Source organism: Streptomyces muensis, assembly GCF_021474425.1.
Classification (GTDB): domain Bacteria; phylum Actinomycetota; class Actinomycetes; order Streptomycetales; family Streptomycetaceae; genus Streptomyces; species Streptomyces muensis.
In genome coordinates this window covers 20,750-31,983 of record NZ_JAKEIP010000082.1, presented here as the reverse complement: position 1 = coordinate 31,983, position 11,234 = coordinate 20,750, and the positions used below count along the sequence as shown (strand labels likewise).

At 70.2% G+C, this 11,234-nt stretch carries 10 protein-coding genes; 4 read left to right on the top strand and 6 right to left on the bottom strand.

Going from position 1 to position 11,234, the window contains the following annotated elements; translation table 11 throughout:
* Nucleotides 1-228: 228 nt before the first annotated feature.
* Together L0P92_RS20785 and L0P92_RS20780 are read left to right on the top strand one after the other, a co-directional pair.
* Complete coding sequence (locus tag L0P92_RS20785) at nt 229-1,200, top strand: LLM class flavin-dependent oxidoreductase (RefSeq protein ID WP_234764298.1); 972 nt, start codon at nt 229-231, stop codon at nt 1,198-1,200.
* Between the two features lie 62 nt (nt 1,201-1,262).
* Nucleotides 1,263-1,622: a hypothetical protein gene (locus L0P92_RS20780; protein ID WP_234764297.1), complete on the top strand. Its 360-nt coding sequence runs from the start codon at nt 1,263-1,265 to the stop codon at nt 1,620-1,622.
* Between the two features lie 117 nt (nt 1,623-1,739).
* Here L0P92_RS20780 and L0P92_RS20775 read toward each other — a convergent pair whose 3' ends face one another.
* The 4 genes from L0P92_RS20775 to L0P92_RS20760 form a co-directional block, all read right to left on the bottom strand.
* Entirely contained in the window at nt 1,740-3,155 is a 1,416-nt protein-coding gene (locus L0P92_RS20775) for a sugar porter family MFS transporter (RefSeq protein WP_234764296.1), read from the bottom strand.
* A 234-nt stretch (nt 3,156-3,389) separates the two neighbouring features.
* Nucleotides 3,390-6,989 carry a chromosome segregation protein SMC gene (smc, locus tag L0P92_RS20770; protein ID WP_234764295.1) on the bottom strand — a complete coding sequence of 1,200 codons (3,600 nt, stop codon included), beginning with the start codon at nt 6,987-6,989 and terminating at the stop codon, nt 3,390-3,392.
* A 253-nt stretch (nt 6,990-7,242) separates the two neighbouring features.
* Complete coding sequence (locus L0P92_RS20765) at nt 7,243-7,446, bottom strand: hypothetical protein (protein ID WP_007493378.1); 204 nt, start codon at nt 7,444-7,446, stop codon at nt 7,243-7,245.
* Between the two features lie 383 nt (nt 7,447-7,829).
* Nucleotides 7,830-8,111, bottom strand: a complete 282-nt coding sequence (locus tag L0P92_RS20760) for an acylphosphatase (protein WP_217215096.1) — start codon at nt 8,109-8,111, stop codon at nt 7,830-7,832.
* Nucleotides 8,112-8,263: 152 nt separating this feature from the next.
* Between L0P92_RS20760 and L0P92_RS20755 the strand changes: the two genes are divergently transcribed.
* Nucleotides 8,264-9,403 (top strand): CAP domain-containing protein, encoded by a 1,140-nt coding sequence (locus L0P92_RS20755; protein WP_234764294.1) that lies wholly within the window; start codon nt 8,264-8,266, stop codon nt 9,401-9,403.
* Between the two features lie 21 nt (nt 9,404-9,424).
* Here L0P92_RS20755 and L0P92_RS20750 read toward each other — a convergent pair whose 3' ends face one another.
* Entirely contained in the window at nt 9,425-9,793 is a 369-nt protein-coding gene (locus tag L0P92_RS20750) for a hypothetical protein (protein ID WP_234764293.1), read from the bottom strand.
* 137 nt (nt 9,794-9,930) lie between these two features.
* On the opposite strand from L0P92_RS20750, the gene L0P92_RS20745 reads away from it, so the two are divergent.
* Complete coding sequence (locus L0P92_RS20745) at nt 9,931-10,332, top strand: winged helix-turn-helix transcriptional regulator (RefSeq protein ID WP_234764292.1); 402 nt, start codon at nt 9,931-9,933, stop codon at nt 10,330-10,332.
* On the opposite strand, the gene mutM is transcribed toward L0P92_RS20745, so the two are convergent.
* Complete coding sequence (gene mutM, locus L0P92_RS20740) at nt 10,305-11,165, bottom strand: bifunctional DNA-formamidopyrimidine glycosylase/DNA-(apurinic or apyrimidinic site) lyase (RefSeq protein ID WP_234764291.1); 861 nt, start codon at nt 11,163-11,165, stop codon at nt 10,305-10,307. The two genes, L0P92_RS20745 and mutM, sit on opposite strands and share 28 nt — an antisense overlap.
* Nucleotides 11,166-11,234: the final 69 nt, after the last annotated feature.

The following is an 11,234-nucleotide window of genomic DNA, read 5'->3' as shown; positions in this document are numbered from 1 at the left end:
CCCCCCCCCCCCCCCCCCCCCCCCCCCCCCCCCCCCCCCCCCCCCCCCCCCCCCCGCCCCCCCCCCCAGCCCGCCCCCCCCCCCCCCCCCCGGTTTTCAGTACAGATAGTTTTAATTTGTCAATAACCCGTCCAGTATCGGCCATGGAGCCCGGCGACACCCCTATGGATGTCTGACACACCGTCAGCTAACGTCCTCCCCCACACCCACCCGGTGAAGGGGACCCCCATGCCCGTCACGGTCGTACGTTTCAACCTCGTCGAGCCCGACGCCACCCCCGCCTCCCTCGCCGCCCGCTACCGGGCCGCCCTGGAGATGGCCGCGTACGCCGACGAGCACGGCATCACCACCGTGCAGACCGAGGAGCACCACGGCGCCGAGAACAACTGGCTGCCGTCGCCGTTCGGCTTCGCCGCGGCGGTCTTCGGTGCGACACGGCGGATCGCGGTCACCGTGTCGGCGATCATCGGCCCGCTGCACGACCCGCTGCGGCTCGCCGAGGAGATCGCCGTGCTGGATCTGCTGAGCGGGGGGCGGCTGGTGACGGTCGCCGGGATCGGATACCGGCCCGAGGAGTACGCCCTGTTCGACGTGGACTGGAAGCGGCGAGGGCGGCTCCAGGACGAGCTGCTGGAGACGCTGCTGAAGGCGTGGACCGGTGAGGAGTTCGAGTACCGGGGCCGTACGGTACGGGTCACTCCGCGCCCGTACACCGATCCGCACCCGCTGCTGCTGGTCGGCGGCTCGTCGAAGGCCGCCGCCCGCCGGGCCGCCCGGCTCGGACTGCCGTTCTTCCCCAGCGCGCATCTGCCGGAGCTGGAGGCGTACTACAAGGAGCGGCTCGTCGAGTACGGCACCCAGGGCTGGACGATGATGCCGGCCGCGGAGACGCCGCTGCTGCATGTCGCCGAGGATCCCGACCGGGCGTGGGTCCGGTACGGCGGCCACTTCCTCCACGAGGCGCAGACGTACGCCTCCTGGCAGTCCGGGGACGTACGGTCCGCCGTGAAGTCGGCGGCCACGAGCGTGGAGGAGCTGCGCGCCGAGGGCGTGTACCGGATCGTGACGCCTGAGGAGTGTGTGGCGCTGGGGTTCGACAGCTACGTACTGCATCCGTTGTCGGGCGGGATGCCGGTGGAGGAGGGGTGGCGGAGTCTGCGGTTGTTCGCGGAGGAGGTGCTTCCGGCGCTGCCGGGCTGACCGGGCCGGCCTGGGTCGATATCCGGTGGTCCGGCCTTGTCCGGCGATGGTCCACTGGGCGCATGAGTCTGTGCGTGGACGTGGTCGTGCGGGGGGCGAACGGCGAGTTCGACGTGCTTGACGTGCCCGAGGGGTGCAATGACTCGGCGGGGTTCGAGTCCTGGCGCTGGAAGGTGTGGGGGTCGGAGGTGGTGCGCTCGCTGGGTGCTCGGTACCTCCCCCTGCTCGACGGCGACTGGATGGAGGTCCCGACCGAGGAGCTGCCGCTGCTCCTGGCGGAGATCGCCCTCCTGCGGGCCCACCTGGACATGATCTCCGCGGCGCTCGGCGAGCATCCGTGGGCGATCGAGAGCCGCCTCGACAACATCGAGGCGGCGACGCTGCGCGCCCGACGGCTCGGTGCCCACGTCCTCATCTGGTGAGCGGTGTGCACGACACCGCCGCCCCGGCTCGGGCAGTGGCCGAGCCGGGGCGGCGGCGGAGTTACGGGGAGAGGGGCAGCGGGGACTTGGCCCTTCCCCCCGAGTTCGGGGGGCCTGTCAGCCCATCTCCTCCAGCTTCTTGCCCTTGGTCTCGGGCACGAACTTGAGGATGAACGGGATGGAGAGGAAGGCGAACACCGCGTACATGACGTAGGTGAGCGACAGGTTCCAGTCCGACAGGTCCGGGAAGGTGATCGTGATCGCCCAGTTGGCGATCCACTGGGCCGAGGCGGCCACGCCCAGGGCGGCGGCGCGGATCTTGTTCGGGAAGACCTCGCCGAGCATGACCCAGACGACCACGCCCCAGGACATGGCGAAGAAGAGGACGAAGGCGTTGGCGGCGATCAGCGCGACGTAGCCCTGCGCGGTGGGCAGCGGGTCGTTGCCGTTCTGGAAGGAGAAGGACCAGGCGGCCGCGGCGAGCGAGATGCCCATGCCGATCGAACCGATGAGCGCGAGCGGCTTACGGCCGATGCGGTCGACGAAGATCATCGCGATCACGGTGCCGATGATGTTGATGATCGAGGTCTCGAACGAGTAGAAGAACGAGCTCGACGGGTCGACGCCGACGGACTGCCACAGCAGGTTCGAGTAGTAGAAGATGACGTTGATGCCGACCAGCTGCTGGAAGACGGAGAGGCCGATGCCGATCCACACGATCGGCAGGAGACCGAAGCGGCCGCCCAGCAGGTCCTTGAACGTGGACTTGTGGTCGCTGCGCATGGCCTGGTCGATCTCGGCGACCCGGGCGTCCAGGTCCACGCCGCCCTCGACGTCGGCGAGCACCTTCTTGGCGTCCTCGACGCGGCCGACGCTGATCAGGTAGCGCGGGGACTCGGGGATGGCGAAGGACAGCAGACCGTAGATCACGGCGGGTACGAGCATCACGCCGAGCATCCACTGCCAGGCCTCCAGGCCCGCGACCGTCCCGCGCTCCTCACCGTCGGCCATGTTGAGGATGGCCCAGTTGACGAGCTGGGAGACGGCGATGCCGATGACGATGGCGGCCTGCTGGAAGGAGGCGAGCCTGCCCCGGTAGGCGGGCGGGGCGACCTCGGCGATGTAGGCCGGGCCGATGACCGAGGCCATACCGATGGCGATACCGCCGAGGACACGCCAGGCGGCGAGGTCCCACGCGGCGAACGGCAGTCCGGAACCGACGGCGCTCACGGCGAACAGCACCGCCGCGATCTGCATGACGCGGATCCGGCCGATGCGGTCGGCTATGCGGCCGGCGATGGCGGCGCCCACGGCACTGCCGAGCAGGGCGCTGGCGGCGACGGTGCCGGTGACACCGGAGCTGAGGTCGAACCGGGCCTGGATTCCGCCGTTGGCTCCGTTGATCACGGAACTGTCGTAACCGAACAGGAAGCCGCCCATGGCGGCCGCCGCGGTGATGAAGACGACGTGCCCGAGATGTTCGGGGTGCGCCGTCCTGGCTCCTGACGTGGGGGCCTGCGCTGTGCTGGTCACGTGTACTCCTCGGGCCACCGGCAACGCTGCCGGGTGGGGGTCAGCCGCTCCAAGTAGTGATACCTGAAGGTAAAAGCAACGTTGCAGAGACTATGCCTTCAAGTTTCGAAGTCAATAGGCGAGTGACTGTGAGTTTCGAGACGCGATCAGATGACACGTGTTCACTTCTTGAAGTAATAGTGAAGGTCGCTGGGCATGACTGGGCGCCGCCGGGCGCATCGCCCGGGGCTGAGGTCAGCGAAGTCGCTGGCTGATGACCTTCGACACGCCGTCGCCCTGCATGGAGACGCCGTACAGCGCGTCGGCGACCTCCATCGTGCGCTTCTGGTGCGTGATCACGATCAGCTGCGAGGCCTCCTGGAGCTCCTGCATGATGCGGATCAGCCGCTGGAGGTTGGTGTCGTCGAGGGCGGCCTCGACCTCGTCCATGACGTAGAACGGGCTCGGCCGGGCCTTGAAGATCGACACGAGCAGGGCCACGGCCGTCAGGGACCGCTCGCCGCCCGAGAGCAGGGACAGCCGCTTGACCTTCTTGCCCGGCGGACGCGCCTCGACATCGACACCCGTGGTGAGCATGTTGTCGGGATCGGTCAGGATCAGCCGCCCCTCACCGCCCGGGAACAGCCGGCTGAAGACTCCCTCGAACTCCCGGGCCGTGTCCCAGTACGCCTCGGTGAAGACCTGCTCGACGCGTTCGTCGACCTCCTTGACGACCTGGAGGAGATCGGCACGGGTCTTCTTCAGGTCTTCGAGCTGCTCGCTGAGGAACTTGTGCCGTTCCTCCAGCGCCGCGAACTCCTCGAGGGCGAGCGGGTTGACCTTGCCGAGCTGCTGATAGGCCCGCTCGGCCGCCTTGAGCCGCTTCTCCTGCTCGGCCCGCACGAACGGCTTGGGCTGGTTGCGCGGGTGCTCGGGATCCTCGGGGAGCTGCTCGCCCTCGGCCGCCAGGGACGGCGGTACGAGCTGGTGGGGGCCGTACTCGGAGACGAGCCCGGCGGGCTCCACGCCCAGTTCCTCCAGCGCCTTGGTCTCCAGCTGTTCGATCCGCATCCGCTTCTCGGCGCCGAGGACCTCGCCCCGGTGCACCGAGTCGGTCAGCTTGTCGAGCTCGGCCTTGAGGTCGCGGCCCTGGCCGCGGGCGACGGTGAGTTCCTGCTCGCGCCGCGCCTTGGCGGCCTCGGCGGCGGTGCGCTCCTCGTCGGCGCGGGCGAGGGAGACCTCGACGTGTGCGAGCAACTGCCGGGTGCCGGAGGCGACGGCTTCGGCGACGGCCGCCTCGTGGCGCAGCCTGGCCCGCCGCTGCTCGGCACGCGCGCGTGCGTCGCGCTCGGCTCGGGCGGCGCGGTCGAGGGAGTCGGCGCGGCCGGCGAGGCCCTTGACGCGTTCCTCGTGCGTACGGACCTGGAGGCGGGCCTCCATCTCGGTCTGGCGGGCGTTGGCGCCGTCGGCGGCGAGACGGTCCCGTACCGACGTGTCGGGCTCCTCCTCGACCGGCATCTCCTCGGCGACGGCGAGCCGTTCGGCGAGTTCCTCGACCTCCTGGAGAGCCTTGTCCAGGGCGTCCTGGGCCCGTGCCGCGGCGGCGACGGAGCGCTCCGCCTCGCCGGCCGCGCCCCTTGCCTGGCCCGCGAGCCGGCCGAGCTGCTGGGCCACGGCGGACTTCTCCCGGTCGGCCGCCCGGCGCCGCTCTCCCAGCTCCTCGACGAGTCCGGCGCACTCCTTGCGCCGCTCGGTCGCCGCGTCCTGGGCCTCCGCCAGCTCCTCGCAGCGCACCGCCAGCTCTTCCAGCTCGGCGGCGGCCTCGTCCACGGAGGCCTGTACTTCGAGGAGGCTGGGGGCGCCCGCGGAGCCGCCGTGGGCGAAGTGGGCCCCTAGGAGGTCGCCTTCGGCGGTTACGGCGGTGAGGTCCGGGTGCGTGTAGACGAGGTCCTCGGCGTCTTCGAGGGTGCCGACTACGACGACGCCGTGGAGGATGCGGCGGATGGCGGGCATGAGGTCGGAGGGGGCGCGGACGAAATCTGCCGCGTGCTGTAGTCCGGCGTCTGCGGGTTCGTCGTGGCTGGTCGCGCAGTTCCCCGCGCCCCTTGGGTCGGCTGCCGTACTGGTGTCTTGAGGAGCTCCCGCCAGGAGCAGGGACGCCCGGCCACCGTCCTGCTTGCGCAGGAGTCGGATCGCCTCCGCCGCCGACGACGGTGACGTCACCGCGATGGCATCCGCCGCCGCCCCGAACGCCGCCGCCAGGGGGACCTCGTAGCCCGGCGTCACCGTCAGCAGTTCCGCGGCCGGGCCCAGCAGTCCCGCTAGGCGGTCCTTCGCGCCGAGCAGTATCCCCGTGCCGTCCTTGCGGCGCAGGCCGAGCGCGAGCGCCTCGTGGCGGGCCTGGGTCGCGGCGCGGCTGCGTTCCGCAGCGGTGACCGCCTCTCGGGCCGCCGTCAGTGCCGCCTCGGCCTCCCTCAGGCGCCGCTTCGCCTCCTCGTGCCGCTCGCCGAGTTCCGCGTCGCCGGCGTCCAGGCCGTCGACCTCGGCCTTGAGGGCCTCGTACTCCTCCTGTGCGGAGAAGGCCCGCTCCTGGGCCTCGTCCCGGGCGGCGGCCAGGCGGTCGATCTCGGCCTGGGCGGAGGCCGCGCGGGAACGGGCCGCGTTGACCTGGCCGTTGAGCCGGGCGAGGCCTTCGCGGCGGTCGGCGATGGCGCGGGCGACGTCCTTCAGGCGCCGTTCCTCCTGCGTGAGCTCCCGCTCCAGTTCGGCGCGGTGGGCGACCGTGTCCTCCAGGGCGCGCTCGGCCGCCTCCAGGGCCGCTTCGAGCTCGGCCTCCTGTTCGCGGATGCGGGCGGCCTCGCGCTCCATGTCCTCGGGGTCGCGGCCCCGGCGTTCCTCCGGCGGCGCGGAGGTGGCGCTCTTCACGCGCGCGTCGGCCAGCGAGATCGTGCCCCGCACCCGTTCGGCCAGCTGGGACAGCTCGTACCAGGTCTGCTGGGCGCGCTGGAGGCGCGGCGTGAGCTGTCGTACCTCGTCCTCCAGGAGTGCCTCGCGCTGGAGCGCCTTCTTCAGCTCCTGCTCGGCGCTCTCCTTGCGCTCCTTCAGCGCCGCCTCGTCGGCGACCTCGGCCTGGAGCGCCTGCCGGAGCCGTACGAGATCGTCGGCGAGGAGGCGGAGGCGGGCGTCGCGCAGATCGGCCTGGATGACGGCGGCCCGGCGTGCGACGGCGGCCTGGCGGCCGAGAGGCTTGAGCTGGCGGCGGAGCTCGTCGGTCAGGTCCTGCACGCGCGCGAGGTTGGCCTGCATCGCGTCCAGCTTGCGGAGGGCCTTCTCCTTGCGCTTGCGGTGCTTGAGGACGCCCGCGGCCTCCTCGATGAAGGCGCGGCGGCCCATGGGGTCGGCGTGCAGGACGGAGTCGAGCTGGCCCTGGCCGACGATGACGTGCATCTCGCGGCCGATGCCGGAGTCGGAGAGCAGTTCCTGGATGTCGAGGAGGCGGCAGGTGTCGCCGTTGATCTGGTACTCGCTGCCGCCGTTGCGGAACATGATCCGCGTGATGGTGACCTCGGCGTACTCGATGGGCAGTGCGCCGTCGGAGTTGTCGATCGTCAGCGAAACCTCGGCTCGGCCAAGTGGCGGACGGCCGGTGGTGCCGGCGAAGATGACGTCCTCCATCTTGCCGCCGCGCAGCGACTTGGCGCCCTGCTCGCCCATGACCCAGCTGAGCGCGTCCACGACATTGGACTTGCCCGAGCCGTTCGGACCGACGACACACGTGATGCCCGGCTCGAACCGGAGCGTGGTCGCCGAGGCGAACGACTTGAACCCGCGAAGGGTCAGGGCCTTGAGGTGCACGCCGCTGGACTCTACCTTCCGCCGGTATCCCGCTCCATGAACCCGCGGTTTCACCGATGAACGTGCAGGGCACACCAGACGTTAAAGAGGGTGAAAGGATGCGCGGGGCAGTAAGCGGGGAGCAAGAAAGAAGGGACGCCGAAGCGTCCCTTGCAAACTTCTGACGGCTGCTTACCAGTCGTCTGACAACTACCTAGCGGTGGGATACGGGCTGCCCAACCACTGCTTGTGCTGTCGTGGAGCGATGCAGTGATCAGGTGAGCGCAGGCTCCGCCTGGTGTGCGTCGATGCTCTCCATGATCCTGTCGTGAGAAGCGGCAGCCTGCAGGGCGTCGTTCTCCGCCTGGATCCGACCGAGCTCGGATTCCAGGTCCTGTACGCGCTGCTGGAGCCGTCGCATCTCGGCGAGGAGTCGAGGGTCGGAGCCGCCGACGTAACCGAGAAGCGCCTTTGCCATGATGGATGGTCCTCCACAATGAGTGACCGACCGAAGCGGTGTGGGTCGTGAGGGATTCGCACCCGCGGTTGCTTGGCAGGCCTGGAGTTGTGCTGCCGTTCAGCCACGCCAAACAGCGAAGGTGCGCGGGGCTTTCAGCGTCTCACCAAAAAGTTTGACGGTCAACACGATCACGCCCCGTATTGGCGGGCGAACCCGGTGGCGCACGGCCGGAAAGCGGCTGTGCGGCGACTCCTGCGGGGCCCTCGGGGCGTGGCGATCATCCTTGGGTGCGGAGCTTGCCATCACCCGCGCTTCTTGGCAACCACCTGCTCATTTCTGCTCGGGGCAGTTGCCGGTGGCAATTCCCTCCGCTTGCGTCAGGGCCGATTTACAGAAACGGCTCAGCGGATGGCGAAGCCGTCGTAACCCCCACGAGGTGTGTCCCAGATCTCGGTGACACCGTCGACCCGCCCGGGCGTGTCGTCCCCCTCGAGCCAACCGAGGAGCCCTTCACAGCCCTCTCGCGAGCCCTCCGCGACCACCTGGACCCGGCCGTCGGCCAAATTGAGAGCAAAACCACTCAGGCCACCGATCTCAAGGGCCTTGGCCCGCGTGAACCAGCGGAAACCCACACCTTGGACGCGTCCACGCACCCAGGCGACCAGCCGTACATCCTCGCTCATGAGTGCAACCTAACGGGCCAATGTCTCTCCGGGCACTTCCTCCTCTGGCGCGATGGGGTACCGTCCCCACCCAATGAATCCCATATGAAACTCACACGATCGAGTGAGTTCTGTGGGGATCTTGAGACCGCAGGGACGAGGAAGGCCAGAACATGGGACGCCACCGACGCTCCGCCGCCGGCCGCGCCGCCACAGGCCGCGCCACGGGGGTCACACATACGGACGGCTCCTTCACGGAGGGCCACGACCCGCTGGACTCGTACGGCGGCGACCGCCCGACGATGGGCATCGCGCCCTATCTGAACCCGGAGGCGTACGCCGAGGCCTACGCGAAGAGCGACGCCTACCTGTTCGCCTCGGACGACGACTACGACCGGATCACCGGCACCACGACGTTCCCGGACACCGAGACCGCCGCGTTCCGCAGTGACGGTTTCACGCCCAGCGCCGGCTCGCGGCGCCCCGGGGGCGGCTCGCACCGCCGGCGCAAGAAGAAGGCCGTGGCGCCGGTGAAGACCGGGCTGCTCGGTGTCTCCGCCGCGGTCGCCCTGGGCACGGTCGCGGTCGCCACGGGCGTCGTGCCCGGCATCGACAACTACCAGCTCGGCGGCGGCAGCGGCGCCGACAAGGTGCAGGCCGCCGACAGCCCGACCAACGCCCCCACCGAGCAGGGCGGCACGGCCGGCGACGCCGACAGCCAGGACGGCGGCTCCACCAGCCGTGACGCCGAGCGGCCCGCCTCGCCGGCGCCGTCGACGTCGTCGGCCGCACCGACGAAGACCCCGTCGAAGAAGCCGTCGGCCACCCCCAGCCAGAAGCCGAAGGAGACTCCTTCCCGTACGGCCACGAAGGCGCCGGAGAAGACGAAGGAGCCCGAGCGCGAGCAGGCCGGCGCCCCTGTGGAGGTGTCCGCCCAGGCCGCCGCCGCGGCCGAGGTGCTTCAGCTCGTCAACCAGGAGCGCGCCCAGGTCGGCTGCAGCGCGGTCGCCGCCAACAGCTCGCTCACGGACCTGGCCCAGGACTTCAGCGAGGACATGGCCGCGCGGGGCTTCTTCGACCACACCGACCCCGGCGGGCTGTCCCCCTGGGACCGTGCCGCGAAGGCCGGCATCACCGACCTCGGCGGCGAGAACATAGCCCGCGGCCAGTCCGACGCCGCCGCGGTGATGGACGCCTGGATGAACAGCCCGGGCCACAAGGCCAACATCCTGAACTGCGACTTCAAGACCCTGGGAGTCGGTGTGCACTTCGGCGCCGGCGGGCCTTGGTGGACACAGGACTTCGGCTACTGAGAGCCGCGACGGCCCTGACGGTCAGTCCTCGTCCTCGTCCTCGGCGAGCCCCAGCGGCCGCAGGGCCGACCGGTAGTCGCCGGTGGTGACGAGTTCGTCGATGACCCGGACCATGGCGGGCAGGCCCGGGTCCCGGACGATCAGGTTGTCCCAGCCGTAGAAGTACCGGCCGCCGAGGCATTCCCCGGTCTCCTGCCGGAGGTCCATCAGGCGGCGCGCCTCGTCGAGGGTGAAGACGGTCCCGGACCAGCGTTGCCCGTCGGCGAACGTCACCCACATGTCGACGTCGCGGACCTCGTCGATGTCCTCCCCCACGCCCGCCACGAAGCAGATCTCGTACTCGTCCCTGCGCACCCGGTAGAACGGGCCGTCCCACACACCTACCCCCAAAGGTGCCGTCCCCCTGGTGACGGCTCGACGGGCAGGCTACTGCGAGGTCGGCGCCCGGCGCGCGCGCATTTCCCAGGCAGCTAACTGGAAGTTAGCGCAAACCATGCGTCAGCGCTGTGTTGGAGTACGCTTGGGGAATGGACACCACGCACGAGCGCACGGAGGCACAGGACCTCCCGTACAACGTGTTCGCCAAGGCCTGTCCCTCGCGCGGCACGCTGGAGCACGTCACGGGCCGCTGGGGCGGACTCACGATCGGCGCCCTGTACGAGGGCTCGCTGCGCTTCAACGAGCTGCGCCGCCGCGTCGACGGCGTCAGCGAGAAGATGCTGTCCCAGACGCTGCACGCCCTGGAGCGCGACGGCCTGGTGCACCGCGAGGCCCAGCCGACGAACCCGCCACGGGTCGACTACGAGCTGACGCCGCTGGGCCGCGGGGTCGCCGAGCGGCTGCTGAGCCTCATCCACTTCGTGGAGGGGCAGATGGACGACGTGCTCGACGCACGTCAGCGTTACGACGAGACGCGCGGCGCCCTCTGACACTTCGGGCAGAAGTAGCTGGACCGGTTCATCCAGGGCCGCCGCCGCATCGGCGTACCGCACCGCTTGCAGGGCAGGCCCTCACGGCCGTACGCGTCGAGCGACCGGTCGAAGTAGCCCGACTCACCGTTGACGTTGACATACAGGCTGTCGAAGCTGGTGCCGCCCACCGCGAGGGCAGCGTTCATCACGTCCCTCACATGGCCCAGGAGTTCGAGGCTGCGCGGGCGGGTGAAGGTCGCGGTCGGACGCTCGTAGTGCAGCCGGGACCGCCAAAGGGCCTCGTCCGCGTAGATGTTGCCGACGCCGCTGATCAACGACTGGTCGAGCAGGGCCCGTTTGATGGTGCTGCGCTTGCGGCGCAGGGCCTGGTGGAAGGCCTCGTCGTCGAAGAGCGGGTCCAGGGGGTCGCGGGCGATGTGCGCGATGACGTCGGGCAGGCCGTCGGCGGTGTTGTCGTGCAACGACAGCCCGCCGAAGGTGCGTTGGTCGACGAAGCGCAGCTCGGTGCCGAGCGCGTCCGCGAACCGCACACGGATCCGCAGGTGCTTCTCGTCGGGCGCGGTGTGCGGCTGGACCAGTAGCTGGCCGCTCATCCCGAGGTGGGCCAGGACCGACTGGTCCGTGTCCTCAAGCGGCAGCCACAGGTACTTGCCGCGGCGGCTCGGGGTGCCGATGCGGTGGCCCTTGAGGCGGTGCGCGAAGTCGTCCGCGCCGGCGAGGTGACGCCGTACGGCACGCGGGTGCAGCACCTCGGCGTCGGCGACCGCGCGATGGGCGACCCACCGCTCCAGGCCGCGCCGTACGACCTCCACCTCGGGCAACTCGGGCATGGGATCCCCCGTCAACCTGCGTCTGAATGGACCGAGCGCCCGCCCCACGGCGGGGTACGGGCGCTCGGA